At 64.0% G+C, this 26,938-nt stretch carries 24 protein-coding genes and 1 other RNA gene; 13 read left to right on the top strand and 12 right to left on the bottom strand.

What is annotated here, in order from left to right; translation table 11 throughout:
- Position 1: 1 nt before the first annotated feature.
- From CEY11_RS21905 to CEY11_RS21895, 3 genes are read left to right on the top strand one after another with little or no spacing between them, the layout of a single operon-like run.
- A complete protein-coding gene (locus CEY11_RS21905) occupies positions 2 to 2,077 on the top strand; it encodes a hydantoinase/oxoprolinase family protein (protein ID WP_088605557.1) in 2,076 nt (691 codons plus the stop codon).
- Complete coding sequence (locus tag CEY11_RS21900; protein ID WP_088605556.1) at positions 2,074 to 3,849, top strand: hydantoinase B/oxoprolinase family protein; 1,776 nt, start codon at positions 2,074 to 2,076, stop codon at positions 3,847 to 3,849. The genes CEY11_RS21905 and CEY11_RS21900 overlap by 4 nt, the downstream gene beginning before the upstream one ends.
- Positions 3,850 to 3,875: 26 nt before the next feature.
- The gene (locus tag CEY11_RS21895; RefSeq protein ID WP_088605555.1) at positions 3,876 to 4,244 is read left to right on the top strand and encodes a hypothetical protein; all 369 of its coding nucleotides are present in this window, start codon (positions 3,876 to 3,878) and stop codon (positions 4,242 to 4,244) included.
- Positions 4,245 to 4,354: 110 nt separating this feature from the next.
- Here CEY11_RS21895 and ssrA read toward each other — a convergent pair.
- Positions 4,355 to 4,717: a transfer-messenger RNA gene (gene ssrA / locus CEY11_RS21890) on the bottom strand.
- A gap of 377 nt (positions 4,718 to 5,094) precedes the next feature.
- On the opposite strand from ssrA, the gene CEY11_RS21885 reads away from it, so the two are divergent.
- Complete coding sequence (locus tag CEY11_RS21885; RefSeq protein ID WP_088605554.1) at positions 5,095 to 5,517, top strand: HIT family protein; 423 nt, start codon at positions 5,095 to 5,097, stop codon at positions 5,515 to 5,517.
- Positions 5,518 to 5,790: 273 nt separating this feature from the next.
- Positions 5,791 to 6,972 carry an arabinose transporter gene (locus CEY11_RS21880; protein WP_088605553.1) on the top strand — a complete coding sequence of 394 codons (1,182 nt, stop codon included), beginning with the start codon at positions 5,791 to 5,793 and terminating at the stop codon, positions 6,970 to 6,972.
- 215 nt (positions 6,973 to 7,187) lie between these two features.
- Here CEY11_RS21880 and CEY11_RS25610 read toward each other — a convergent pair whose 3' ends face one another.
- The 4 genes from CEY11_RS25610 to CEY11_RS21865 all read right to left on the bottom strand — a co-directional run bounded on the left by CEY11_RS25610 (position 7,188) and on the right by CEY11_RS21865 (position 10,156).
- Complete coding sequence (locus tag CEY11_RS25610) at positions 7,188 to 7,352, bottom strand: hypothetical protein (protein WP_198958964.1); 165 nt, start codon at positions 7,350 to 7,352, stop codon at positions 7,188 to 7,190.
- A gap of 14 nt (positions 7,353 to 7,366) precedes the next feature.
- Positions 7,367 to 8,446 carry a YeeE/YedE thiosulfate transporter family protein gene (locus CEY11_RS21875; protein WP_088605605.1) on the bottom strand — a complete coding sequence of 360 codons (1,080 nt, stop codon included), beginning with the start codon at positions 8,444 to 8,446 and terminating at the stop codon, positions 7,367 to 7,369.
- A 77-nt stretch (positions 8,447 to 8,523) separates the two neighbouring features.
- Positions 8,524 to 9,459: a sulfurtransferase gene (locus CEY11_RS21870; RefSeq protein WP_088605552.1), complete on the bottom strand. Its 936-nt coding sequence runs from the start codon at positions 9,457 to 9,459 to the stop codon at positions 8,524 to 8,526.
- Between the two features lie 259 nt (positions 9,460 to 9,718).
- Positions 9,719 to 10,156, bottom strand: a complete 438-nt coding sequence (locus CEY11_RS21865; protein ID WP_088605551.1) for a nucleoside deaminase — start codon at positions 10,154 to 10,156, stop codon at positions 9,719 to 9,721.
- A 384-nt stretch (positions 10,157 to 10,540) separates the two neighbouring features.
- Here CEY11_RS21865 and CEY11_RS21860 point away from each other — a divergent pair, with 384 nt between their 5' ends.
- Genes CEY11_RS21860 through CEY11_RS21850 form a run of 3 tightly spaced genes read left to right on the top strand, consistent with a single transcriptional unit; the run spans position 10,541 to position 13,618 of the window.
- Positions 10,541 to 11,710 (top strand): COG1470 family protein, encoded by a 1,170-nt coding sequence (locus CEY11_RS21860; protein ID WP_088605550.1) that lies wholly within the window; start codon positions 10,541 to 10,543, stop codon positions 11,708 to 11,710.
- Positions 11,710 to 12,666: an ABC transporter ATP-binding protein gene (locus tag CEY11_RS21855; protein WP_143323017.1), complete on the top strand. Its 957-nt coding sequence runs from the start codon at positions 11,710 to 11,712 to the stop codon at positions 12,664 to 12,666. The genes CEY11_RS21860 and CEY11_RS21855 overlap by 1 nt, the downstream gene beginning before the upstream one ends.
- Entirely contained in the window at positions 12,656 to 13,618 is a 963-nt protein-coding gene (locus CEY11_RS21850) for an ABC transporter permease (RefSeq protein ID WP_143323014.1), read from the top strand. Before CEY11_RS21855 ends, CEY11_RS21850 begins: the two co-directional genes overlap by 11 nt.
- 282 nt (positions 13,619 to 13,900) lie before the next feature.
- Here the strand turns inward: CEY11_RS21850 and CEY11_RS21845 are convergent, their stop codons facing one another.
- Genes CEY11_RS21845 through CEY11_RS21820 form a run of 6 tightly spaced genes read right to left on the bottom strand, consistent with a single transcriptional unit; the run spans position 13,901 to position 20,249 of the window.
- Positions 13,901 to 15,559: a 3-(methylthio)propionyl-CoA ligase gene (locus tag CEY11_RS21845; RefSeq protein ID WP_233155019.1), complete on the bottom strand. Its 1,659-nt coding sequence runs from the start codon at positions 15,557 to 15,559 to the stop codon at positions 13,901 to 13,903.
- Between the two features lie 7 nt (positions 15,560 to 15,566).
- The gene (locus CEY11_RS21840) at positions 15,567 to 16,541 is read right to left on the bottom strand and encodes a Bug family tripartite tricarboxylate transporter substrate binding protein (RefSeq protein ID WP_088605548.1); all 975 of its coding nucleotides are present in this window, start codon (positions 16,539 to 16,541) and stop codon (positions 15,567 to 15,569) included.
- A complete protein-coding gene (leuD, locus tag CEY11_RS21835) occupies positions 16,538 to 17,185 on the bottom strand; it encodes a 3-isopropylmalate dehydratase small subunit (RefSeq protein WP_088605547.1) in 648 nt (215 codons plus the stop codon). Before leuD ends, CEY11_RS21840 begins: the two co-directional genes overlap by 4 nt.
- Positions 17,186 to 17,195: 10 nt before the next feature.
- A complete protein-coding gene (locus tag CEY11_RS21830) occupies positions 17,196 to 18,596 on the bottom strand; it encodes a 3-isopropylmalate dehydratase large subunit (protein ID WP_088605546.1) in 1,401 nt (466 codons plus the stop codon).
- Complete coding sequence (locus tag CEY11_RS21825; RefSeq protein ID WP_088605545.1) at positions 18,589 to 19,479, bottom strand: isocitrate lyase/PEP mutase family protein; 891 nt, start codon at positions 19,477 to 19,479, stop codon at positions 18,589 to 18,591. Before CEY11_RS21825 ends, CEY11_RS21830 begins: the two co-directional genes overlap by 8 nt.
- Positions 19,476 to 20,249, bottom strand: a complete 774-nt coding sequence (locus CEY11_RS21820; RefSeq protein ID WP_088605544.1) for a Sua5/YciO/YrdC/YwlC family protein — start codon at positions 20,247 to 20,249, stop codon at positions 19,476 to 19,478. The genes CEY11_RS21825 and CEY11_RS21820 overlap by 4 nt, the downstream gene beginning before the upstream one ends.
- A 164-nt stretch (positions 20,250 to 20,413) precedes the next feature.
- On the opposite strand from CEY11_RS21820, the gene CEY11_RS21815 reads away from it, so the two are divergent.
- From CEY11_RS21815 to CEY11_RS21800, 4 genes are all read left to right on the top strand, one after another.
- Complete coding sequence (locus CEY11_RS21815) at positions 20,414 to 21,292, top strand: LysR family transcriptional regulator (protein ID WP_088605543.1); 879 nt, start codon at positions 20,414 to 20,416, stop codon at positions 21,290 to 21,292.
- 213 nt (positions 21,293 to 21,505) lie between these two features.
- A complete protein-coding gene (locus tag CEY11_RS21810; RefSeq protein WP_088605542.1) occupies positions 21,506 to 22,309 on the top strand; it encodes a cysteine hydrolase family protein in 804 nt (267 codons plus the stop codon).
- A gap of 167 nt (positions 22,310 to 22,476) precedes the next feature.
- Complete coding sequence (locus CEY11_RS21805; RefSeq protein ID WP_088605541.1) at positions 22,477 to 23,367, top strand: amidohydrolase family protein; 891 nt, start codon at positions 22,477 to 22,479, stop codon at positions 23,365 to 23,367.
- 74 nt (positions 23,368 to 23,441) lie between these two features.
- On the top strand, positions 23,442 to 25,052 hold the full coding sequence (locus CEY11_RS21800) for an argininosuccinate lyase (RefSeq protein ID WP_088605540.1): 1,611 nt from the start codon (positions 23,442 to 23,444) through the stop codon (positions 25,050 to 25,052).
- 30 nt (positions 25,053 to 25,082) lie between these two features.
- On the opposite strand, the gene CEY11_RS21795 is transcribed toward CEY11_RS21800, so the two are convergent.
- Positions 25,083 to 25,898, bottom strand: a complete 816-nt coding sequence (locus CEY11_RS21795) for an arylamine N-acetyltransferase family protein (RefSeq protein WP_088605539.1) — start codon at positions 25,896 to 25,898, stop codon at positions 25,083 to 25,085.
- Positions 25,899 to 26,062: 164 nt separating this feature from the next.
- Between CEY11_RS21795 and CEY11_RS21790 the strand changes: the two genes are divergently transcribed.
- Positions 26,063 to 26,869 carry an SDR family oxidoreductase gene (locus CEY11_RS21790; RefSeq protein WP_088605538.1) on the top strand — a complete coding sequence of 269 codons (807 nt, stop codon included), beginning with the start codon at positions 26,063 to 26,065 and terminating at the stop codon, positions 26,867 to 26,869.
- The last annotated feature ends 69 nt before the right edge of the window (positions 26,870 to 26,938 follow it).

Genomic DNA, 26,938 nt, shown 5'->3' with positions numbered 1-26,938 from the left:
CATGCAAAAAGGCAGCAGGCTCGCCGCGGACATCGGCGGCACATTCACCGATGTCGCCTATTTCGACCCCGTCAATGGCGCACTGTCCCTGGGCAAAGCGCTGAGCACACCGAGCCGGATGGTCGACGGCATAGCCAGCGGCGTTGGCAAAGCCAACGCCTCGTTTGGGCAAGCCGAAACCTTCCTGCACGGGTCGACCGTCGCCATCAATACCCTGCTGGAGCGCAAAGGCGCACGCACGGCATTGCTGATCACCGAGGGGTTCCGGGACATTTACGAGATCGGCCGCATCAATCGGCCCGATGCGTATAACCTCTTCTTCCGTAAACATGTCCCGCTGGCCGAGCGGCGCTTGCGCTACGAGGTGCGCGAACGCTTGACTGCCGAAGGAGAGGTGGACACTCCCCTGGACGAAGCGGGGGTTCACCTGATCTGCGACCGCATGATCGAAGAAGGCATAGAGGCTGTGGCGATTCTATTGCTGCACTGCTATGCCAACCCCGCTCACGAACTCGCCGTGAAGGCGATCGTGCAGCAGCGCCTGCCTCATGTGTTCGTCACCGCCTCGCACGAGCTGTCACAGGAATACCGGGAATTCGAGCGCTGCTCCACCACTGTCGCCAACGCATTCATCGGGCCGATCGTGAGCCGCTATGTCGCGCAGATCGACGCACATCTGCAGCAGGCGGGTTTCGACGGCAAATTCCTCATCGTCCAATCCACAGGCGGCCTTTATGAATCGCATCAAGCGCAGCGGCAATGCGTGCGCATGCTCGAGTCAGGGCCGGCCGCGGGGGTAATCGGCGCCCATGCCCTGTGCCGGGCGCTCGGGCTGCGAGATGCGGTGGCTTTCGACATGGGGGGCACCACCGCCAAAGCGGGCGTGATTCATGACGATACCGTGATGACCACCAATCTCGCGATGGTCGGCGGCTACAACGAAGGCCTGCCGATCCAGATACCTTTGGTGGACGTGTTCGAAGTGGGCACCGGAGGAGGCAGCATCGCCGAGGTCGACCTGGGCGGTGCGCTGCGCGTCGGCCCGCGCAGCGCGGGTGCAGAACCCGGGCCCGCCTGCTACGGCCGCGGCGGCAGTTTCGCCACAGTAACGGATGCGAATCTGGCTTTGGGGCGCCTGGATCCCCACAACTTTCTCGGAGGCGAGATGCCGCTGGACGCCGCAGCAGCCGCGCAGGCCATCCATGCCAATATCGGGGTGCCCTTGGGGCTGGACACCGTGGCGGCAGCCGAAGGCATTTTGCAGATCGCGGTTACCAAGATGTCCTACGCCGTCAAGGGGGTCTCGACCGAAAGAGGCTTCGATGCCGCGGCCTTTCCAATGATCGCCTACGGTGGAGCGGGCCCGCTGCACGCAAGCGCTATCGGCCGTGAAATCGGGATCCAGCATCTCATTATTCCGCGCGCGCCCGGCCATTTCTGCGCCTTCGGCATGCTGCATTCGGATCTGCGCTACGACAACGTACGCACCACGTTCCGCAAGCTGGAAGAGCTCGACTTCGATGAGCTGGAGCAGGCATTGGGCGAGCTAGCCGCGCTGGGACACCGCTCTCTCGACGAAAGCCACGTACGAACCGCCAATGTCAAAGTCGACTATGCCGCCGATATGCGCTATGTCGGGCAAGAACATTCGGTGGCCGTGGACATCACGACCTCGATGCTGACCGCGCGCGACCGCACGGCGCTGAAAGCACGCTTCGACGACGTGCACCAGTTCCGCTACGGAACCTGCGCGCCGGCCGAGAAAGTGGAAATCGTCACGCTGCGCGCCACGGTAATCGGCGTCATGGATAAGCCACCCATGGAACAGATCCCGCAAGGCGATGCCGCACCGCCGCCCCGGGCGCTCCGGCCAACCCGCAATGTGTACTTCAGCGAAACCGGCAAGGCCGTGCCCACCAAGGTGTACGACCGCGACCATCTGCTGGCCGGCAACCGTATCAGCGGGCCCGCCCTCGTGGAAGAACACGCGTCCACCACCGTAGTGCTGCCGGGCGACGAACTCGAGGTGGATATCTACGGCAATCTGAGAATCGATCTGGGAGTCAAATCGGCATGAACACACCCACCCAACACAAGCACGCGGACGCAGTGTTAACAGAAATCGTGCGCAACGGCGTGCTGGCCGTAACCGAGGAAATGAAAACCAACCTCATGCGCACGGCCTACAACATGATCATCTACGAGGCGCTCGACTTCACCGTCGGTCTTTTCACCGCCGAAGGCCAGACAATTTCCATCGGCATCGGGCTGCCGAGCTTCATCCGCGGCATGTCCAACACGATCAAGGCCAAGTTGGCACACTACGCCGAACCGGGAAACGGCTCGATCGGCCCCGGGGACATCCTGGTTACGAACGACGCATACATTACCGGCAGCCACCTGAACCACTTCACATTCAGCCAACCCATATTCTTTGAGGGCAAACTCAGCGGCTGGGCGTGCTGCATGGCGCACTGGCCTGATGTAGGGGGGGCACTCGGCGGCGTAACCTCGGACATCTATTCCGAAGGCATCCAGATTCCGGTAATGAAATACCAGGATGCGGGGCGCACCAACGAAGATCTGGTGCGCATCATCAAGACCAATGTGCGCCTGGCCGATCGCGCGATGGGCGATTTGCGTGCGCAAATCGTCGCCGTCAACACCGGGCACCGGCGTTTCAGCGAAATCCTGCAGCGCTACGGGCGTGAACCGGTATTGAAGTCGATCGCGAACATCATGGATCTATCCGAGGCCGCGGCGCGCGCCCGCACCCGCTCGATTCCCGACGGGGTCTATGAGGCGGAATCATTCATGGACGACGACGGACTGGACATCGGTGCGCGCGTTCCCATCAAGGTTCGAGTGATCAAAAGCGCAGACGAAATCACCGTCGACCTTTCGGAAGTCAGCCCTCAAGTCAGGGGCTTCTTCAACTCGGGGCCCAGCACCGGCTATTCCTGCGCGCAAGTGGCATATAAATGCCTCACGTCGCCCACGGACTATCCCATCAATGAGGGCAGCTTCCGGCCATTGAAAGTGGTCGTGCCGGAAGGCACAGTGGTCAGCGCCAGCAAGCCGGCCGCCATGCGCAAATGGATGACCTTCCCGATGACTGTCGTGGACACCATCTTCAAGGCAATGGCCCAAGCCATCCCCGATCGCACCATTGCGGCACACCATGCCGATCTCGTGATCGCACTCTTCCACGGGGTCTCTCCGCGTGACGGAAAATTCTTCATCGGTTTCGTCGGCCCTACCGGCGGAGGCTGGGGAGCCAAGCAAACCGAAGACGGAATGAGTGGCGTGGTCTGCTCCAACGACGGCGACACACACAACAGCCCGTGTGAACAATTGGAAGCCAAGTACCCCATCCTGATCGAACGCCAGGCTTTACGGGCCGATTCCGGAGGAGCCGGCCGCCACCGCGGCGGCCTGGGGACGGAAACCGTCGTGCGCGCGCGCGCCTCCATCTCGGTCGACGTGCAATCGGATCGCATGCACTGCCCCCCTTGGGGCCTGGAGGGCGGCCATGCCGGGGCAGCCAATGAAGTGTTCGTGGTGGCCGGAGGCGAAGATCCCTCCGTCGCGCACACCGGCAAAGTCCGCAACCAGCGGCTCAGGCCAGGAGACCGCCTGTTCCTGCGCGCCGGCGGAGGCGGTGGTTTCGGCCCGCCGCAACAGCGCGACCCCGAGCAAGTGGCGCAGGACGTGCGCCAAGGCTACGTCAGCGTGAGCAACGCAAGGGAAAAATACCGCGTCGCCTTGTGCGCGGATGGTACCGTCGATAAACAGGCCACACAGGCCTTGCGCAGTTCGACGGCAACGACGGCCGCTACGGTCATGTAAGCATCCACTAAAGGAGCACGCTACCCATGGCAGCCACCAGCACGACAAGCAACAATCTGGCCCTGCGGGCCATCGGCCTGGTGGCCGCCTGGCGGCGGGCAACGGCCGCGCATATGGCACTTTCCGGAGGGATTTCCTGCGCTTGCGGTTCGGCGTTCGACGGCTTGTCCAGCGCCGACCTGGAGCGCGATCTGCTCATGTACACCTATGAAAAATACCGTGGCGCCGACACCTTGCGGCCGCTGTTCGAGAAGGCGGGCTGCATAGATAATGGAGACTGTGATCTTGCGAGCCTGGTACGCGCCATCACCGAAGCCCCGTTTATCGACCAGGTGGCGACCGGTCATTTGCTGGACGATCTCGAGAAGGCGATCTCAGGGTTGAGCAAAAATTGATCCGGGCTCTTCCTCATAAAAGGGGGACAGGCATTCGCCGAGCGCCCATGCCAGCCGCAGCAGAAAAAAACCCGCAGAACTTGGCGTTCGTGCGGGTTTGAAGTATGGGTTGGTGGAGTCGGCGGGAATTGAACCCGCGTCCGCAAGCCCTCTGCAGGCAGTTCTACATGTTTATTCGATCAATTTTGAGTTTTAACCTCGGAGCGTGCCGACCGACAGGCCCTTCCTTGGCGATTCACTTTGATTTAAGACCTTACCCAGTGACCTGGCAAGGCCCGATTCTTTGTAGATGACACTGCTGTGGGTTGCCCCACCTGACCCAAAGACAAATCAGTGCAGTGGCTCACCGCTTAAGCGGCCAGAGCGAAACGCTCGTCGTTGGCGTTTGTAAGTTTCCAGTGGATTTACGAGCTTACTGGTGCTCGACATGCCCTGCTCTGTTTCGCGACCCACGTCGAAACCGGATCGACCCCAATGTGACCGGTCAGTATAGCATTTATAGGGGCCGGCTACCCATGTGAACCGTCTTGCATGTGGCGGGCCCGCCACATGCAAGACGACGGCCATGACGACTGCAGACAGGCGGCCACGACGGCGGCAAGCCGGCGCCGGCGGGACATGCCGGGGCGCCAGGCGCCGAGGGCCGCGCCGCCATCGGCACGGCCGCTATACTATGCCATAGCATCGCCGGCGCTGTGCCGGAACATCATCGGCGGGCGGGGCTGTCGCGCACAGGGCCAGTCGAACTACATGCGCTCCACCCTGCCCGCTCAACGCCCGCCGATTCTCTTTCCTCGCTTTACAGATCTCTTTCTTACGTCCCTTTCTTACGCCCTATAAACGAACCGCCATGAGCTACGACCCTCAGAATATTTTTGCCAAGATCCTGCGCGGCGAAGCGCCCTGCACCAAGGTGTACGAAGACGAGCACACGCTGGTCATCATGGACGTGATGCCGCAAGCCGACGGCCACGTGCTGGTACTTACCAAAGAGCCCGCCGCCGAAATCTTCGAACTGTCGGAACAGGCCGCCATGGCCTGCATGCGCAGCGCGCGCAAGGCGGCCATCGCGGTCAAGACGGCGCTGGGCTCCGAGGGCATACTGGTTGCGCAGTTCAATGGCCGCGCCGCCGGCCAGACCGTACCGCACGTGCACGTGCACGTGGTGCCGCGCCAGAATGGCGAGCCGCTGCGCCCGCACGCCGCGCAGATGGAAGATGCGGCCAAGCTGCGCGCGATGGCCGACAAGATCATTGCGGCCTGGCCGCAATAGCGCAATAGCTCAATAGCCGGCAAGGGTGCTCAAGCCCGCGTGCGTGCTCCGCACCCGCCTCCGGGTTTGACTGGCTCGCGGCCTTTTGCAAAAATGACGGCGTTTGACGAGCCCGCCGCCGCTGTGCCGGCGCGGCGCCCGTCCCGACCGTAAGCGTTCCACGTCAACCAACGCGCTCCGCGCCGATAATCGGTATCGGCGGGCGCGCTGACGTGTCCGCCCTTCCCCTTTAGCGGCCTCTACTGCTTTTCGCACCCGAGGACTGCTCGTTTCATGACTACTTCCACATACTCCGCTCACCGCCTGCATTTGTGGTGGCTGACGCTTGCGCTGTTTCTTTCCTACCTGAGCGTGGCCATGTCACTGCCGGTAGTGTCCATTTACGTGACCGATGGCTTGAAATTCAACAATCTGGCTGGCGGGCTGGCGGTTGGTATCGCCTTTGTCTCTACTATCGCTACCCGTACGCGCTCGGGCCGCCTGTCCGATCAGCGCGGTGGCAAAACGGTGATGACGATAGGCTTGCTGGTCTACACGCTGGCCAGCCTGCTTTGCATGCTGGCGGTCTGGCGCGCGCTGCCGGCGCATGCCGCCTACGCCGTGCTGCTGCTGGGACGCCTGGCGCTGGGGCTGGGCGAGAGCCTGGCGGTGGTCGGCATGCTGGGCTGGGGCGTGGCGCTTTCGGGGCCGCAGCAGGCCGGACGCTTCATGGCGCTGATGGGCATGGGCATGTACGGCTCGTTCGCCGTGGGCGCTCCCATGGGCCTGGCCCTGTACCACCACTGGGGATTCGGCGGCGTGATGCTGGCCAGCGCCTTATTGCCGCTGGTCGGCTTGGCCATGATCCGCTGCCTGCCGGCGATTGCCGGCCAGCCCGGCGAGCGCGTCTCGTTCTGGAGCCTGCTGGGCCGCATCGGTGCGCCGGGCACGGTGGTGGGTCTGCAGGGCGTAGGCTTCGCGGCCATAGGCGCGTTTCTATCGCTGTACTACATCGACCGCGGCTGGCCCAGCGCCTGGATAGGCCTGAGCGGGTTTTCGGTGGGCTTTGTGGTGGTGCGGCTGTTCTTCGGTCACTTGCCGGATCGACTAGGCGGGCGGCCGGTCGCGCTGGTTTCCCTGCTGGTGGAAGCCGCCGGGCAGGCGCTGCTGTGGCTGGCGCCCGCGCCGGCCTGGGCCTTGGCCGGCGCGGTATTGACCGGCTGCGGCTGCTCGCTGGTGTACCCGTCGATGGGCGCGGAGGTGGTGCGGCGCGTGCCGCCGCACCTGCGGGCTACGGCCATGGGCGGCTTCGCCGCATTCCAGGATCTGGCCTATGCCGGCACCGGCCCGCTGGCCGGCTGGTTCGCCGACCGCTGGGGCTACGCCGTGGTGTTCCTGATAGGCGCCGCGGCCGCGCTTGCGGCCTTGATCACGGCCACCTCGGTCGACCGGCAGGAGCCGGGCCGGCAGGCGTAGACCGGATCCGGCGGCGCCGCAGCCTGCCGCGGCCGTACGGCTGCCATCGCGGCTCTTATAAAGAGCCTGCACGGCTAGAGAGCAAGTTTGGCTCAAGTGTTTACCGGGTTTTCGTGGCGCTTGCCTAACGCAATGCTTCGAAGCATGTAAACACCTGAACTGGAAATGCTCTAAAGGGGAAAGATAGAGCCCGCGAACCCGCGGGCCCACAGGAATCAATATGTCGCGGCGCAGTGGCCGCCGCTGGGCGCCTGGCCGGATCCCAGCGCGATCAGCGGCGGTTCATGGCGCACGTCGACCGGCGCGCTGTGCGCCCAGTCCCAGGCGAAGAAGGCCAGGAGAGCGACCCAGAAGATGGTGGTGAGCAAAGGCTTATTCACTATGTCGCCCCTGGTCAGAATGCATAGTGACGCCGGATGCGCACACCGACGAGCGAACCGAGGAAGGCCATGGCGACCCAGATCCAGCCGTGCACGCTGCCGGTGGATATACCGCTGACCATGGCGCCGATATTGCAGCCGAAGGCCAGGCGCGAACTGTAGCCCAGCAGCAGGCCGGCAACCACACCCACCAGCCATTGCTTGCCGGTCAGGGGCTTGGACTGCGAGCGCGGCTTGCCCAGCGCGATCCACAAAGCACCAGCCAGGATGCCGATGTCGGTGATGGAGGTGACGTCGAGGAAGACCGACTGGTGCAGCGTCTTCATGTTCACCGCCTCGCTCCAGAAATGATTGACGGTCGGATCGAACAGGCCCGCGGCGGTGGCGAGCTTGGCGGCCCACAGCCCGAAGCCGTAGACGATGCCCCAGGGCTGGCCGGCAATGGCCAGGTTCAGCGACGCCAGTACCGCCAGCAGTATCGCGCCGATCAGCAGCTTGCGGCTCATGCGCGGCGCCGCGCGGTCGGAACGCCACAGCACCAGCGCCGCCAGTAGGGCCAGGCCCAGCAGGGTCAGGCCCAGCGCCTCGCCTGCGCCCAGGTGCGCGACCAGCCCGTAAGGCGACAGCGCCCCCAGCGACAGCCAGCGATCCAGCGTGGCCGAGCCAAGAAAACTGCCGATGGCGAATACCGGCAGGATCACGGTGTTCAGGGGTATGCCCAGGCCCGCCTTGTACAGCGTGCCGGAGCCGCAGCCGTCGGCCACCTGCATGGCCGCGCCGAAGACGAAGGCGCCTATCAGCAGGCTGAAGCTGGGGGGGCCGAGCGCGGCCATGAGGTCGCCGGGATAGGCCGCCAGCATGGGCATGCACACCACGGCGGCCAGCGCCAGCAGCAATAGCTGCGCCAGTATGCCGCTGGGATCGCGCCGTTCGATGAAATTGCGCCAGCCGGTGGTAAAGCCGAAGCGCGCCCCGGCCAGCACCGCGCCCATGCCCAGGCCCACCAGGAACAGCAGCGCCTGACGCAAGGCTACGAACCAGGCCAGCATGGCCACGAAGGCCAGGATGGCGACCGCCAGAAGAACGCGCCGCAGCCCGCCGCCGCCCTTGTCGGCCCTTGCTTCAGCGGCCGCTTGGGCGGGAGCCGCGGCCGCCACTGCTGCTGCGCTGCTCAACTTACCAGGCCCTTGAGTTTCATGAGGATCTGCTTGCCGCGGCTGGGTACGTTCTGCATCGGCAGGCTGGAATCATGCGTCCATTCGGCCAGCGAAGCCGGATAGAGCCGCACGTTCTTCACGCCCACGACTTCCGACAGCGCGAACCAGTCGGTGGCGGCCCAGTGGCCGGTATTGCAGAAGGAAATGGTTTCCTGTGCCGGGTGGGCCAGTTCGGCTGCGGCGATCTGGCGGGCCTTTTCAGGGTCGACGAAGATCGACGTGCCGGGCTTGAACCACTTGCCGTTTTCCAGGCTGACGGCGCCCTTGATGGTGCCGGGAACCAGCGCGGTCGGGGCCTTGACATCGCCCAGGTAGAACTTGCGCGGCCGCGCGTCGATGAGGCGGGTCTGCGGGTTGTTGACCTGTGCGGCCACTTGTTTGGTGGTGGCAATCAGGCTTTCGTCAAGGTGTACCGCATACTGCGTGGGCGCGACGCTGGGCACTTGGCGGTCTTGCGCCAGCCCCGCGCCGGCCCAAGCCTTGAGGCCGCCGTTGAGGATGGAAAGATTGGTCAGGCCCAGGTATTTGAGCGTCCAGTAGACGCGGGCCGAGCCGCCGAAGTCGGTGGAATCGGCGCCGGAAGACACCACCACGGCATGTGTATTGGCGTCCAGCCCAAGGCTGCGTACCAGCGCCACCAGCTTGTCTTCGGGAGGCAGCTTGCCGGGGTCGTCGGCCGGCCCGCGCCACTGCCCGTAAGGCGCCGATACCGCGCCCGGGATATGGCCCGCGGCGTATTCCTTGGGCAGACGGATATCGATGACGCGCACGTCCGGATTCTGGCGTATGCCATTCAGCTCGGTGGGGGTAAGCAATGGCTGCGCGGCCCACGCGGACGCAGACAAGCCCACCGCAACAGCAGCGAGCAATGAGGAAATCAGGGATTTCATGATGTGCAGGAGGAAAAACGGATGGAGATCTATATTGTCTCAGACCCGGCCATATTATTTCATATCATTTAATAATTTATATATAGATTATTTTGATATTAAGAACAGGCGCCGAGCCGACCCGCAACAGGCGGCTACGAAACCGGTGACCACCGCGCGGGAATGCCGCAAGCCGCCCCGCGGCTCACGGCTCACGGCTCACGGCTCACGGCTCACGGCTCACCGCCCGGCGGCCGATGAGGCCGGCTGGTGTCCGGCGTCAAGTGCCGATATCTTCATTCCACAGCGTGGGGCGCGCGGCAATGAATTCGCGCATCATGGCGATGCAGTCTTCGTCTTGCAGGACGTCGACCTGCACGCCGCGGGTGCGCAGCAGCTCTTCTTCGCCCATGAAGGTGCAATTTTCGCCGACGATGATGCGCGGAATCTTGTAGAGCAGGATGGCGCCGCTGCACATGGCGCAAGGTGACAGCGTGGTGTACAGCACCGATTCGGCGTAGACGCTGGCCGGCTGGCGCCCGGCATTCTCGAATGCGTCCATCTCGCCGTGCAGTATGGCGCTGCCCTGCTGCACCCGGCGGTTGTGGCCGCGGCCTATGATGCGTCCGCGATGCACGATGACCGAGCCGATGGGAATGCCTCCCTCGGCCAAACCCTGCTTCGCTTCCTCGATGGCGGCTCGCATGAAGTCGTCCACTGCCTTGTCTCCTTTTTGATCCGGATGTTGTCGTTGCCGTCGCTGTTGCGCTTGGCTTGCAGCGCCCATCATAGCGCAAGGCGAAATGCGTTCCGCCGCCCGCGCGCACCTTCTTTCGGCCCGATTATTACATATAGAAACAATAAATTCTGAAACAAAGTGGCAATTTTTTCTGTCACTTGAGCCAATGACGCTTTCCGTTGCCGCCGTATAAAGATCGCGCAGCGACTGCGGCCTGCGGTACTACCGCAAGGCTGTGGGGTGGTGCTGTGCCTTCGTCGCGATGGGTTCGGATACGGGCGCTCAGAGTCCTTCAAAAAGAATGGCGCGACAGCCTCCACTCCGGACGGATGCCGTGCCGAGAACTGGAGATAGAACGTCGCCATGCGCAGCCTACTTTCCCTATTCGTGACGGCTCTGCTGAGCCTGTTCCTGGCCTCGGCCGCCCTGGCCGAAGGCAGCGGCTCGAAGGTTCAGGGCTTCTACCTGCTGACCGACTACCCTTCCGTCACGCTGCGCCCCGGCAGTACCTCGACGGTTTCCCTGGAGCTGGACAATCGCGGCATGGCGCCCGAGCGTATGGCGCTGCACGTGGACGGCGTGCCCAAGGGCTGGAAGGCCACGCTGCTGGGCGGCGGCCAGCCGGTGGGCGCGGCCATGCCCGGCACCGATTCCAATGTGTCGCTGCAACTGCAGGTCAAGGTGCCGGCCGACGCCGCCAAGCAAACGCGCACCCTGACGGTACAGGCCGACGGCGGCGGGCAGAAGCTGAGCCTGCCGATCGACGTGGCGCTGGCCGACCAGCTGCCTTCCAAGCTCAGCCTCGAGGCCAAGCTGCCCGAACTGAAGGGCGGCCCCAGCTCATCGTTCGACTATCAGTTCACCATCAAGAACGATAGCGGCAAAGACTTGCTGGTAAGCATGAACGCACAGGCGCCCCAGTATTTCGACGCCACGTTCACCGAAAGCTACGGCAGCCAGCAGCTAAGTTCGGTGCCCATCAAGGCCGGCGCCTCGAAAGACATCAAGCTCAGCGTGCGCCCGCCCAACCTCGTGAAGCCGGGCAACTATCCCATCACGGTCACCGTCGCTGCCGGCGACACCACGGCCACCACCAAGCTGAAGCTCGACATCGTGGGCCAGCCGCACCTGACCCTGGCCGGTCGCAACGGCCTGATGAGCACCAGCGCCGAGGCCGGCAAGGCTTCGACCTTCCCGGTGGTGCTGACCAACGACGGCAGCGCGCCCGCGCAGAACATCAAGCTTAGCGCCACTGCGCCCTCGGGCTGGCGCGTCGACTTCCAGCCCAAGTCGGTAGAGCAGATACCGCCGGGCCAGCACACCGAAGTGCAGGCGCACATCACGCCTTCGGACAAATCGCTGGCGGGCGACTACATGGTGAATCTGCAAAGCGCCTCGCAAGGCCAGTCGGCCAATGGCGACCTGCGCGTCTCGGTCACCACGTCGAGCCTGTGGGGCATCATCGGCGCCGTGCTGATCGCCATCGCCATCCTGATCCTGGTGGGCGCGGTGGCAAGATACGGGCGGCGTTGATGAACGCGCCGGTCATCGAGGCGGCCTCCCTCGTCAAGCGCTATGGGGCCACGACGGCCGTGGACGGCGTGTCGTTCGACGTCGGCCAGGGCGAGATCTTCGGGCTGCTGGGCCCCAACGGCGCGGGCAAGACCACGACCATCCTGATGCTGCTGGGCCTGACCGAGGCCAGCGGCGGCAAGGTGCGCGTGCTGGGCCACGACCCCTGGCGCGAGCCGCTTACCATCAAGCGCCGCCTGGGCTACCTGCCCGATTCGGTGGGCTTCTACGACCACCTGACCGGGTTCGAGAACCTGGCCTACACCGCGCGCCTGATCGGCCTCCCCGCGGCCGAGCGCCGTGCGCGCATCATGCAGGCGCTGGACAAGGTGCGCCTGGCCGAAGCCGCAGACAAGCGCGCCGGCGCCTATTCGCACGGCATGCGCCGGCGCCTGGGCCTGGCCGAAGTCATCATGAAGCAGGCGCGGGTGGCCATCCTGGACGAGCCCACATCGGGGCTGGATCCGCAGTCCACGGAAGAATTCCTGGAACTCATCCGCGAGCTGAAATCCGACGGCGTGACGGTGCTGCTGTCTTCGCACCTGCTGGATCACATGCAGCGCATCTGCGACCGCGTGGCGCTGTTCCATCGCGGCCGCATTGCGCTCATCGGCAGTGTGCGCGAACTGGCCGGCCAGGTGCTGGGCGACGGCTTCGAGGTAAGACTGGAAGCGTCCGGGCCGCCGCTGCAGGAACCCCTGCGCGGCGTGGCCGGCGTAAGTGGCGTGCAGGTATTGGCCGACGACACGTATCTGCTGCGCGCCAATCGCGACGTGCGCGCCGATGCCGCCCGCGCGGCCGTGCAGGCCGGCGCCGCGCTGCGCCAGTTGTCGGTTACCGAACCCAGCCTGGACGCGATCTACAACAGCTACTTTCAGTCCGGCAAGACACAGGAGGAACCCGCTCATGCAACGTGAAGGCTCTCCATGGCAAGGCCTGTCGGCGGTCACGCTCAAGGAACTGTCGGATCACTTCAGCAGCGCCCGCATGCGCGTGCTGGAATGGCTGGTGATACTTACGGCCGCGGCGGCGCTGTACGGCGCGCTGCAGGGCGTGCGCAGCACCACCGCCGAAGACCCGTTCGTGTTCCTGCGCCTGTTCACCGATGCCCAGGCGCCGCTGCCCTCTTTCGCCGCCATATTGGGATTCCTGATCCCGCTGGTGGCCATAGGCCTGGGCTTCGACGCCATCAACGGCGAATACAGCCGGCGCACCATGAGCCGCATCCTGTCGCAGCCCCTGTACCGCGACGCGCTGCTGCTGGGCAAGTTCCTGGCCGGGCTGGCGACATTGGCCATCTGCCTGATATGCCTGTGGCTGCTGGTGATCGGGCTGGGCCTGATCCTGCTGGGCGTGCCGCCCAGCGGCGAAGAGATCGGCCGTTCGCTGGTGTTCCTGGTGGTGGCGCTAGTCTATGCGGGTGTGTGGCTGGCCGTGGCCATTCTGTTCTCGACCATATTCCGCTCGGCGGCCACTTCGGCGCTGGTGGCGCTGGGCCTGTGGCTGTTCCTGGCCCTGCTCTGGCCCATGCTGGCGCCCGCCCTGGCCCAGGTGATCGCCCCGCCCGACATGATGTCGCTGCTGTCGGGCCAGCCCAGCCTGCACACGCTGGAATGGCAGCAGGCGCTGCAGCGCATCTCGCCCACGCAGTTGTTCGGCGAGTCGGTCATTGCGATACTCAGCCCGATGACGCGCGCCATCGGCCCGGTGTTCCTCGACCAGTTGGAAGGCGCGGTGCTGGGCTCGCCGCTGCCGCTGGGCCAGAGCCTGGCGATCGTCTGGCCGCAGGTGGTGGGCCTGGTGGCCGGCTGCATCCTGCTGTTCGCCGCCGCCTACGTGGTGTTCCAGCGGCAGGAGGTGCGGGCGTGAAGAGCCGGGCGGGATGCAGCACAACGCGCAGCCGTGACCGGATACGGCAAGCCTTCGCAATGCCGCGATGCGCCCGCATGCCGGGGCAGACTTCGGCCGCTTCAGAGTTTCAGCGGACTAGGGCAAGTTTGGCTCAAGTGTTTACCGGGTTTTCGTGGCGCTTGCCTAATGCAATGCTTCGCAGCATGTAAATACCTGAACTGAAAATGCTTTAATGTGAAAGAAGCCTCTTTCATCCTCGGGGGTGGCCGCAACTGCCATCCTCGTTAGGGCCTGTTGACGCTAAGAAGGGGTGCCCGCGCGCCGGCAATAATCGAGCACCTCGGGCATCTCGCGCACCTTCGCCTTGAGCATTTTTCCAGTGGCCCCTAAAGGGATGGCGTCGACGAATATGACGTCGTCCGGCATCTGCCATTTGGCAAGCTTGCCTTCGAAAAAGCGCAGCAGTTCGTCGCGGCCGAGGGTCTCGCCCGGCTTCGTCACGGCGACCACTATGGGCCGCTCGTCCCATTTGGGATGCTTGACGCCTATGCAAGCCGCCAGTTGAACGGCCGGATGGGCCATCGCGATATTCTCGATGTCGATGGAGCTGATCCATTCGCCGCCCGACTTGATCACATCCTTGCTGCGATCGGTGATCTGCATATAGCCATCGGGGTCGATGGTCGCAACGTCGCCCGTCGGGAACCAGCCGTCCACCAGCGGATCCGCCGCGCCGGCGGAAAAGTATGCACCGACGACCCAAGGGCCTTTCACATACAAGTCACCAAAGGTTTTGCCGTCCCAGGGCAGCTCGGCGCCCTGCCTGTCGACGATCTTGAAGTCGACGCCGAACAGCGCCCGCCCCTGCTTGCGCCTGAGCTTCATTTGCTGGTCGCGCGGCAGCTTCAATGACTTGTTTTTCAGGGTGCACAGCGTGCCCAGCGGGCTTGTTTCGGTCATCCCCCATGCGTGGATGACCTCTACCCCGTGTTGTTCTTGAAAGGCCTCGATCATGGCGGGCGGGCAGGCGGCTCCTCCGATCACGGTGCGCTTGAGAGAAGAAAAATGCAGGCCGCCACGCTTCACATGATCCAGCAGCATCTGCCAGACCGTGGGGACGCCTGCGGCAAATGTCACGCCTTCGCTTTCCATCAGCTGGTAAACCGACTGCCCGTCCAGGGCATTGCCGGGAAACACGAGCTTGCAGCCGGTAAGCGCGGCAGCGTATGGAATACCCCAGGCATTGACATGAAACATGGGCACCACGGGCAGGACGGCATCACGGGCGGACAATGCCATGGAATCGGGCAGCGCCGCGCCGTAGGCATGCAGCAGAGTCGAGCGATGGCTGTACATCACGGCCTTCGGGTGCCCCGTAGTCCCGCTGGTATAGCACAGGCTCGACGCGGCATTTTCGTCGAACTCGGGCCAGCTGTAATCGGCGGACTGCCCTGCGACCCAGCTTTCGTAGCTCATCAGCCCCGGAATCCCGCTGTCGGCAGGCAAGTAGTCGTCGTCGCACAGGGCGACATAGTGCCCGATGGTTTTGCACTGGGCATGCACGGCCTGCACCAGAGACAGGAAGCTCAGGTCGAAGCACAGAACCCGGTCGTCCGCATGGTTGGCTATCCAGGCAATCTGATCCGGATGCAAGCGCGGGTTGATGGTATGCAGCACCCGGCCGGATCCGCTGACGCCGAAATAGAGTTCCAGGTGCCGGTAGCCGTTCCAGGCGAGAGTAGCGACCCGCGCCGACAGCGGCAGGCCCAGCCCGTCGAGCGCCCGCGCCACCTGCCGCGAGCGGCGGGCCACGTCGCGCCACTGGTAACGGTGCAAGTCGCCTTCGATGCGGCGCGACACGATTTCGCCATCGCCATGATGGCGCTCTGCATGGACAAGCAGCAAAGATATCAGCAGCGGATGCCCTTGCATCAAACCCATCTGCAGTGCGTCTGTCATGGCTTCCTCAATTAGACTTGCTCAGCCCGCTTTCACGTACGATATCAGCCCAGCGGGAAAATTGCGACTTGAGGAAATTTTGCGCATATTGCACCGATCCTGACAGAGGCAGATCGCCGGCAACCAGCATCTGCTTCTGCAAGGCGGGCTGAGTCAACACCTTCCGCACTTCCTTATTGAGCAGATCCACCACTGCCGGCGGCGTTCCCGCGGGCGCGACCAATACCTTCCATTCGCTGACATCGAGATCCGGACAACCCGCCTCGGCCAAAGTGGGCACATCCGGAAGCAGGCTCAGCCGCTTGGACGACGAGACGGCCAAGGCACGCAGATGCCCGCTGCGTATCAGCGGGAGCACGCCCGGCGGCGTGCCGAACATTACGTCCACGACACCTCCGGCGACGTCCTGCAACGCAGGCCCAGAACCCTTGTAAGGCACCTCGACAAAGGTCGCGCCGACCTGGCGACCGAACACCTTGCCCACCAGATGCCCCACGGTGCCAACGCCGGCCGTTGCCAGTGTCATGCTTTTATGCTTGAGCGCCGCCTTCAGGTCGGCCACCGTGTGATAGGGCGAATCGGCCCGTACGACAAGAACTACGGGCTGCTCCGCCACGGTCGCGACGGCGCTGAAGTCCTTCAAGACGCTGTACGACAGAGTTCGAAAAAGCTCGGGATTGATGGCCATGGTCGCAGTCAGGCCCATGCCCAGCGTATAGCCGTCCGGCTTGGCCCTGGCAACGGCGTCCGTGCCGATGATGCCGCTGGCGCCTGGCTTGTTTTCGACAATGATCGTCCATTTCGTATCGGCGGAAATCGCATTTCCAAGAATGCGAGCCATGTGATCGGTGCCTCCTCCCGGAGGGGCGGCGACGATGATCCGGATGGGCCGCTGCGGGAAATCGGCTTGGGCGTGAGCGCAGGCGTTGGCCATCAAAAGAATGGTAGCGGCAAGCGCCTGCGCAAAATTCGCGAACTTCATCGTGTTGTCTCCTGTGTATCAGTTTGCAGCCAGATCCAGGGCCGCCGTTGTCGATCCATTTCCTGAAAGGCCGCAATTTCCGCCTTGCGGCGCAGCGTCAGGCTTATCGCGTCCAGGCCTGCCAGCATCATTGCCCGCTCGTTCGCGGGCACTTTGAATGGCCAGTTGCGGCCGTCCGGCACCTGCACGCGCTGCAGCTCCAAGTCCACCGCCAGCGTCAAATTTCCGGCCTCGGCCTGCCCGGCCAGATCCTGGATAAGCTCGCGCGGCAAGGTCACAGGCAAGAGCCCGTTGCGATAGCAGTTGTTTTGAAATATGGCGCCAAAACCCGGGGCCAGAACCGCACGGATGCCAAACTGCCTCAGCGCCCACACGGCCTGCTCGCGCGACGATCCGCAGCCGAAATTCGCCCCGGCCAGAAGGAAACGGGCCTGGCGAAACGGCGGCTTGTTCAGCACGAAATCGGGATTCTCCACACGTGTGCCTTGGCCGCCGGGCAGATAGCGCCACGAGGCCAGCAGCTTTTCACCGTAGCCCTCTTTGCCCGGACTGGTCATTTCACGCGACGGGATCAATGAGTCGGTGTCGATATTGTCCCTGACGAGCGGAGCCGCCAGGCCCTCTATGCGTACGAATTGTTCCATCCGGAAGCCCTCAAGCAAGCAAAGGACGCGGGTCGGCGATACAGCCGGCCAGCGCGGACGCGGCCACCGTCGCGGGGCTCGCCAGATGCGTCCGCACGCCGGGCCCCTGCCGCCCTTCGAAATTCCGGTTGGTGCTGGAAATTACGCGGCGCGCTTGCCGGCCCGGGCTGTCGAAACTGTCGCCGCCGGCATAAAAACACAGCGAACAGCCGCTCTCGCGCCATTCGAAGCCCGCGGCAAGAAAGATGCGATCCAGGCCTTCGGCCTCGGCCGCCTGCTTGACCGCGGTAGAACCCGGCACCACGATGGCCTTCACGCCTTGCGCCACTTTCCGGCCCTTGAGCACGGCCGCGGCCATGCGCAGGTCGGACAGCCGGCTATTGGTGCAAGAGCCAATGAAAGCCGCATCGATGGGCACCCCGGCCAAGGGCTGCCCGGGCCGCAGATCCATGTACTTCAGGGCCGGCTCGGATACGGCCAGATCCGCCGGCACCCTATCGGCAATACCCGCGGCCTGGCCGGGATTGGTGCCCCAGCTCACCTGCGGCGCCATTCCCGTGCAATCGATGACAAGAGACCGATCCCAGGCCGCATCCGGGTCGGAGGCAAGACCGCGCCAATGCGCCACCGCCGTATTCCACTGGTCTCCCCTGGGCGCATACGCCCTGCCCTGCAGCCAATCGAATGTCGTATCGTCCGCGGCCACCAGCCCTGTCCATGCGCCAAACTCCACGGCCATATTGCATAACGTCGAGCGCGCCTCGACGTCGAGCCCGCGTACGGCATCGCCGCAGAACTCGATCGCGTGGCCGGCGCCGCCATTGGCTCCATACAGGCTGATCATCGCCAGCGCCATGTCCTTGGCTGAAACGCCAGGCGCGAGGCGCCCCGAAAACTCGACTCGCATGGTGCGCGGCTTCGTGCGCACCAGCGTCTGGGTGGCTACCGCATGCTCTCCCTCTGTGGTGCCTATGCCCCAAACCAGCGCCCCGACGCCTCCGAGCGTACAGGTATGGCTGTCGCAGCAGACCATGACGGAGCCGGGCAGGACTATGCCTTGCTCGGCCGAAACGATATGCGAGATACCCTGCCGCGGGTCGCCGATATCGAACAAGGCAATGCCGGCCGCCCGGGCGCCGGAGCGAAAAGACTGGATAAAAGCCCGGCCACCTTTGAACAGCGTGTCATCTCCACGTCCGGGATGCGTATCGATAATATGATCCATCGTCCCGAACACCATGGCCGGCTGCGCAAGGGCGCGGCCGCTTTCCCGAAGAGCCCCCAGCACCGCCGGCCCCGCCCGGTCGTGCAGCATCACCCGATCCACCTGGATCAGGCTTTGCCCCTCGTCCATTTGCGCAATGACGTGCTGATCCCAGATCTTCTGGATAATGTTGCGTGCCTCAGGCATTTTCGTGCTCCAGCAGGCCGCCCAAATAGCGTTTTTCCAGGGCAAAGACCTGCTCGAAGCCGGCCAGGCGCTTGAGGGTGTCGAAGCCGGCAAGTTCCGCCCCCGGGCCTCCGGGATAGCCGTTCGCAAGCACGGCCGCGAGTGCGCCCTGCATTCCCTGGACGGCGGCCATGAGCAGTGTCCCAGGCAGGCTGACGCGCGCTATCCCCATGGCCTGCATTTCGGCGAAGGTGAATCGGGCCGGCGACTTGCCGCCCTCCACGACATTAATGGCGACCGGGCCGCGAATCCGCTCGACCGCCTCCCGCGCCAAGTTTTTATCGGTGAGCCCGTCAATGAACAGCATGGTGGCGCCCGCTTCCAGATAGGCATTTCCGCGGCGCACGACCTCCTCGATACCGCCCACCGCCAAAGCGTCGGTACGGGCGTTGATGACGAAATCGGCATCCCGGCGCGCCTCGGCGCAGGCGCGTATTTTTGCTAGGGCGTCTTCAATCGGCACTATTTGCTTGCCGTCCAGGTGCCCGCAACGCTTGGGCAGCACCTGGTCTTCGATATTGACGCCCGCGCAGCCGATCTGCTCGAACGCCCGCACCGCATACCATGCGTTCACCGCATTGCCGAAACCCGTGTCGGCGTCGGCCATTACCGGAATATCCACCGCGTCGACGATGGGCCGGGTGGCGGCAAGCATGTCCGACATCGACATGAAACTATAGTCGGGCAGCCCCAGGCGCGTCATCGACATGCCAAAGCCCGAGCATTGAATGGCGGAGAAACCCGCCGTGGCAATGATCCTGGCGGAAAGCGGATCGAACGCGCCCGGCATGACCAGCAACTCGGGCGCCAGGATCAGCCGGCGCAGCAATGTCGTCTTTTTCATACGGGAGACTCCTCGGTGAAGTCGCGCAGGCGGAACTCCTGCAGGTGTCCGGATGGATTGACATCGCGCCCCTGGTCAACCGGAAGGTCGACATTGAAGTGGCGTTTCAGGGCGTCCGCGATCAGCTCGTAGCAAGACCCCATGCGCACCACCGTCATATCTTCGAAATTGATGATCGTCGATGAACGCTGGTACAGGTGACAGGGACGCAGCCCGTAATTCAGCTCGATATCCGCAATGGCCCGGATTTCGGGCTGCACGTCCTCCAGCCGGAACTTGGTGCCGGTGCCGGACAAATTGGCCGACGACCCGAATACCGGATGCAAGGCTTCGCGGCTCAGCTTTCCTATTGCGGAATGGATGCGCCCACCATTGAGCAGCATGCCGATAGTGCCGTCCGCGGTACTGGCTCGCAGCAATTCCGGATCCACCTTCTGCAGCAGGGGATGATCCCTGTGGTATTTCGCAATCACGCCCATGGGCAGATCGTGATCCACCGTGACGCATTCGACCATGGCCTGCCGGCGCGGATCCAGATCGTGGATTTCGCGCTGCCCGGCTTCATCCGTGATCAAGGCATTGCGCTTGTGCGGCCCACGCCCCTTCTGGCGGTAGATGCGCTCGAGTGCCGCCGGCGACCCTCCCCAGATTCCGTAGCCCACCCTGTTCGGGCAGATGGCAATACCGCCGGCACTCAGGACGGAGAACACTCGTAGAATGTCGCTATCGACATCCAGCCGCTGGCCGATCTCGTTGGTTTGCTCGTTCATTGGGACTCCTGATAGTTGGCGAGACTGGCTTCGGCCTCGCGAGTTGAACCTATGCTACACAGCCCCTACATAAAATAAAAACGATCATTCTTTGATGAAAAAGTTAGAAAATTTAATCAATTGCCCTATTCAAATCGCCATATTCATTTTCTTCAGGTGATCACGTGAAGCTTGGAAACCTTCCTACGCTTCAGGCGGTAATCCGCCGGGGCAACTTTGCCGCCGCAGCCCGAGAACTGGCGCTGACGCCAAGCGCGGTCAGCCAGCAAATGCGCCAATTAGAGGACTACTTCGGCAGCCCCTTGTTCGACCGTTCGGGCAGATCCGTCAAGCCCACCTCCTTCGCCCTGGAAGTCGTCGCCACAGTGGACGGCGCGCTGGCGCAACTGGATGCGCTGCGCGACCGCAACCGGCCGGAAGTCAGCGGACGCCTGCGTTTGGGGGTCATCAACAGCGTGCTTTTGTCCACCCTGCCCGCCATCCTGCGCACCACCAGCCAGCGCTACCCGAACTTGCGCGTCACACTGGAACCCGAGAACACATCGGAAAAGCTGCTGGAAGCCCTGAAGGCCGGCGACATCGACGCTGCTGTCGTCGTCCGGCCGCGCACCGGAATCTCGCGCAAACTCGTTTGCGAAGCCGTATTCGAAGAGCCGTTCATATTGGCCTACCCGACTCAGACTGCGCAGCCCCACGAAGTGGAAGCAATAGTCCGGGCCTTGCCATGGATACGCTATAACGGCAGCCTGGAGGGCGGCCGCCTCGCCACGGCTTTTGTTCGAAGCATTGCCCCCGACCTGCACCCGCAATACGAAGTCATGACCGCGCATGGCGTGCTGGGCATCGTCGCGGAAGGCTTGGGTTTTTCCGTCATACCTGCGCCACAGAAGCCGGTACTCGACCTGTGCGACGTCAAGCTCATTTCTTTGGGCGAACGGATGCCCAAGCGGGAAATAGTATTGGCGCGGCGTTCCGCAGATGTGGACAGGCGCCGCATCGATGCCTTGCATCAATGCGTAAAGGAGGTTTATGCCTCTATATAGAATAGAAGAAAGATGGAAAGAACAAGCCCAGGTGCAAGTGCAAGTGCAAGTGGGTTCATTGGAAAATAATTTATAGGAAAAATAATCGCACGACGCTTTTTTGGATGACGGCCTTTTCATTGAATCATTGAATCGCAGCACTGCAGATTTCCCGCGTTCCGGATCAAAGCCGCCAACCGCGGCGCATCTTGCACCTGCGTAAAGAAGTAAGCCATGCCTCGCTCTATACAACTGCTGCTGGTCGACCCCCAATACGATTTCTGCGACCTGCCCGGCGCGGCGCTGCCCGTGGCCGGTGCCGACGCGGATCTGCGCCGCGCCGCGGCCCTGGTGGATCGCTGCGGCCATCTGTTCTCCGACATCCACGTCACACTCGACTCGCATAGCCCGCTGGACATCGCCCACCCCTGCTGGTGGCGCGACGCGCAAGGCCAGCGTCCCGAACCGTTCACCGTCATCGGCGAAGAGGATCTTGCGGCTGGCCGCTGGCTAGCGGCCGACCCGGCGCAAGCCGCGGCCAGCCTGGCCTATGTACGGGCGCTGGCCGAACGCGGCCGCCACCAATTGGTCGTCTGGCCGGAGCACTGCCTGGTTGGCACGCCGGGCCACAACATTCACCCGGCCGTGATGCAGGCCATAGGCGCCTGGGGCCGCGGCCGCCTGCGTGCGCCGTGTTTCATCTGGAAGGGGCTGTCGCCGAATACCGAACACTATTCGGCGCTGCGTGCAGAAGTGCCCGACCCGAACGATCCGCGCACCCTGCCCGACCGCGGCTGGCTGGCGCGGCTGGCGCAGGCCGACACGCTGCTGATCGCCGGCGAGGCTTTGTCGCATTGTGTGGCCAACACGGTGCGCGACCTGGTGGAGCTGCTGGGCGCGGACAGCGCCCGCAAAATGGTGCTGCTGGAAGACTGCTGCAGCACCATCGCCGGCTTCGAAAACCTGAGCACGCAGTTCCTGGCCGACATGGGCCGCCTGGGCATGCAGGTACGGCGCAGCGACACGCTGTACTCCTGAACCAACCCCGGCCGCGCCGGTACAGCCCGCGCTTGATTTTCCAGGCGCGCGGGGCGTACATTCGTCCTTCGCATACACCTATTCATTATGCAAGCGGACGACCGCCGCGTGCCTGCCGCCGCCGGCCAGGCACCCGCAACGTCCGCAAGCGGAGGAACGATCAGCTCATGCAAGACCCGGACGTATCAGGGAATCCCACCCATGCCCTCTGCCTGGCCCCGCTAGAAGACGTACAGCCCGCAACGTTCGGGATTCCGGACGGCGCCTGCGATACGCACGCGCATGTGGTGGCGGCCGACCCGTCATACCCGATGGTGCCCGAGCGCAGCTACACGCCGCCGCCCGCTCCCGAAGAAAAATACCTGGCCATGCTGGCCGCCACCGGCATGCAGCGCGGCGTGCTGGTGCAGATCAGCGTGTACGGCGACGACAATCGCTACATGCTCGAAGTGCTGAAACGCCATCCGCGGCAATTGCGCGGGGTCGGCGTAGTGCGTGCCGACGTAAGCGAGCGTCAGCTGCGCGACATGCACGATGCAGGCGTGCGCGGCCTGCGGCTCAATGTACTGTTCGGCGGCGGAACCGGGTTCGAGGCCATGGAGAAACTGGCACCGCGCATCGCCGACATGGGCTGGCACATGCAGTTCCTGATGGACATCCGCCATTTGCCCGAGATGATGCCGCGCATGCAGAAACTACCGGTGCCGGGCGTGGTCGACCACATGGGCCATATTCCGGTGTCCCTGGGAACGGCACACCCGGGCTTCCAGGCCCTGCAGCATCTGGTGCGCGACCATGGCTGGTGGGTGAAGCTTTCCGGCGCCTATCGCATCAGCCAGGACTTCCCGCAGTTCCGCGACGTGGTGCCCTGGGCGCAGGCCCTGGTGGCAACGGCATCCGAACGCATGCTCTGGGGCAGCGACTGGCCGCACGTGTCCGTGGGCCGCATGCCCGACACCGGAGTGCTGCGCAACCAGCTGGCGCTGTGGGCACCCGATCCCGCCACCCGGGCGCGCATCCTGGTCGATAATCCCGCCAGGCTCTATGATTTCGACTAACTGATTTCCACGAGCCGGGCCGCGGGAATGCGCGACGCTGCAGCGCGGCCCCATCACACAAGGGGACGAGCATCATGAACCGCAAGACCGCACTGCTCATCTGCGTGCTGCTGGGCGCGCCGGCGGCCGCCACGGCCGCCGACACCGGCCAGGCGCCGTGCCACACCACGGAACAATGCAACCGCGAGGCCGCGAAGGCCGGCGTCATGGGCGGCACCCGCGTGGGCGCGGGCCTGGCCACCAGCCAGGCCGACCAGGCCCAGGATCAGTTCTATTGGCTGAACCAGATCAACCGCGCCTCGGCGGTCATGCTGACCGAAGAGAAGATCATCTCGCCGGAAATGGGCCGCAAGATCGCCAAGGGCGTGCAATACGTCATCGACCAGGCCGCCAAGCCCGGCGGCCGACGGCCCAAGGACGTGCTGCAGATAGAACGCATCATTACCGAGGACATCGGGCCCGATGCCTCGCTAGTACATACCGGCCGCAGCCGGCAGGACATGTACGCCACCTTCCGCATGGCCAAGCTGCGCACCGAGCTGCTGGATTATTCCGACGCCTTGGACAGCCTGCGCCGGCGCATCCTGGCCACTGCGGCCAAGAATGTCGAGACCTACATCCCGGCCTACACCAACGGCGTGCAGGCCATGCCCATTACTTACGCCCATTATCTGCTGGCCTACGAGGCCTCGTTCGACCGCGATGCGCAGCGCATACACGAACTCTACAAGAGGCTGAACCGCAGCGCCATGGGCACCGCCGTGCTGGCCAATTCCAGCTGGCCGCTGAACCGCAAGCGCATGGCCGACCTGCTGGGCTTCGACGGCATCATCGAGAATTCCATGGACTCCAGCCAGGTCGCGCCTTCCGACATCTCGCTGGAAGCCATGGGCATCGTGTCATCCACCGCCATACGGCTGGGCGCGATACTGGGCGACATCCACACCCAGTATCACCAGACGCGGCCCTGGATGCTGCTGAACGAAGGGGCTACCTACACCAGCAGCGCCATGCCGCAGAAGCGCAACCCCGGCGTCATCATGCGCGCCCGCGAAGCGGCTTCCAACGTGGTGGGCCTGGCGCAGACCGTGGTTTTCCGCGCGCACAACGTCACCACCGGCATGACGGACTACAAGGATCCCTGGGCGCAGATCGGCTTCTTCCCGCAGGCCATGCAGATGATCAAGGACATGAACGTGGTGATGGACGCACTTACCGTCAACCCCAAGCGCTCGCTGGAAGAACTGGAAAACGATTGGACCACTTCCATGGAGCTGGCCGAAACCCTGCAGCGCGAAGACAAGATACCGTTCCGCGTGGGGCACCGATTCGCCTCGGCCATCGTCACGTATGCGCGGGCCAACGGCTACAAGCCCAAAGACTTCCCCTACGACAAGGCGGTGGAACTCTACGCCGAAGCCATCCGGAAATTCAAGCTGCCCGACAGCACCAAGCTGCCCATGTCCGAAGCCGAATTCCGCCAGACCCTGTCGCCGGTGTACATGGTCAACACCCGGGTCGGCATCGGCGGCCCGCAGCCGCCCGAGGTGCGGCGCATGCTGGGCGAGGCCCAGGCTACGCTGAAGGCCGACGAAGACTGGATGAGCCAGACCCGCAAGCGGCTGGCCGACGCCAACACCCGGCTCGACCAGGCATTCGCCCAGTTGCGCGATTCGGGTTCCTGAACCCTGCGCTCCACCCCGCGCCGGCCCGGATCACAGCGTATCGAGCCGCGCGGCCAGCCCCGGCAGGCCCGCCACGTCCAGGCCGAAATCATCGGCCAGCACGGCAAGAATCTCGGCGCCGCTGGCCAAGCTGCGGCGCTGCGGCTCGCCCTGCCCCTCCATCGGATAAAACGTGTAGTCGCGGTTTTGCAGCGCCAGGCGGCCCTGCGGCACCGGCCGTGCCGCAATCAGGTTCTGCGTGAACAGCGAATGCGGATGCGTGGAGACATAGTAATTGGCTACCTCGTAGTCTATGAGGTATTGCGGCGACAGATCGTAGCGATACAAGGTGCACCATTGCCCCTGCGTCCGACTCTGCATGCGCCATTGCCCCGCGCCGCACAACAGGCGGAAATCGCCATGCGGCGTGGCCTGCAGCGCATCGGGGCGCAGTTCCAGCACCCCCGTCAAGGTCTGTCCGCCGAACCCCACGTCCACCACCCGGCGCACGCCGTCCAGATCCACCGCCAGCAGCATGTGGCTGCGCGCCGTCTGGGCATCTTCGGGCTTCATCCATAACACGCGCGCGGCCAGGCCGGTGACCTCGAAGCCGATCTGGCGCAACGCTTGGCCCAGCAGCAGATTCTGCTCGAAGCAATAGCCTCCGCGCCCCTGGAACACCAGCTTGCGCTCGACATCGGCCAGCTCCAGGCTGACGGGCAGGCCCAGGAACGGGCTCAGGTTCTCGAAGCTGATCGCCTGCGCATGCTGCAGGACGATCGCGCGCAGCACCGGCAGGCTGGCAGCGATGTCTCCGCGATAGCCGATACGGGAAAGGTAGGCAGGAAGGTCGAGGGTATTGTGCATAAGGGGTGCGCGTGCAAGAGTCGGGCCGGCGCAGATACCGCCGCGCCGGAAGGCCTGGAGCCGGTTCGTATCTTAATACCCGATACGAGATTACGATACCGGATGCGGTGCATAAGGTTCGGCCGGCCCGAACCCGCCGCGGGACACCACAAGGAGAACATCGCATGGATTTCGGAATTGCAGGCAGGACGGCTCTGGTTTGCGGCGCCAGCAAAGGACTGGGCCTGGGCTGCGCGCAGGCGCTGGTGCGCGAAGGCGTAAATGTAATCATCGTGGCGCGCGGCGCCGAAGCGCTGCAGGCCGCCGCCCGCTCGCTGCAGGCAATGGCCGCTGAATCTGCCGCCGGTGCCGCGCCGCCCAGCGTCAGGCACGTGGCGGCCGACATCACCACCGAAGCGGGCCGGGCGGCAGTCTTCGCGCAGCAACAGGACTTCGACATCGTCGTCACCAATGCGGGCGGGCCGCCACCTGGCGATTTCCGCGACTGGGATCGCAAGGCGTGGGTGGCGGCGCTGGACGCCAATATGCTGACGCCGATCGAGTTGATCAAAGCGACGGTCGACGGCATGGCGCAGCGCGGCTATGGGCGCATCGTGAACATCACCTCGAGCTCGGTGAAATCGCCGATCGACATACTCGGACTATCCAACGGCGCGCGCAGCGGGCTGACGGGTTTCGTGGCGGGTGTGGCGCGCAGCGCCATCGCAGCCCAGGGCGTCACGATCAACAACCTGCTGCCCGGCGCGTTCGACACGGATCGCCTGCGGCATGCAATGGAGGCTGGCGCCAAGAAAACAGGGCGGGGCTTCGATGCGCTATACGAAGCACGCCGCAACGGCATCCCGGCACGCCGCTTCGGCACGCCGGCGGAATTCGGCGAAGTCTGCGCCTTTCTGTGCAGCATGCAAGCGGCCTACCTCACGGGCCAGAATATTCTTCTGGACGGCGGCGCCTACCCGGGCACGTTCTGATACGCCAAGCGCTCGGGCGACATATGCCGCGGCCGGCATGAACCATATCGCAGTTCGTATGCCTCGCAC

The sequence above is a fragment of the Candidimonas nitroreducens genome, assembly GCF_002209565.1.
GTDB lineage: Bacteria > Pseudomonadota > Gammaproteobacteria > Burkholderiales > Burkholderiaceae_B > Candidimonas > Candidimonas nitroreducens.
The sequence above is the reverse complement of the archived record's forward strand: the minus strand, read 5'-3'. Positions and strand labels throughout refer to the sequence as shown.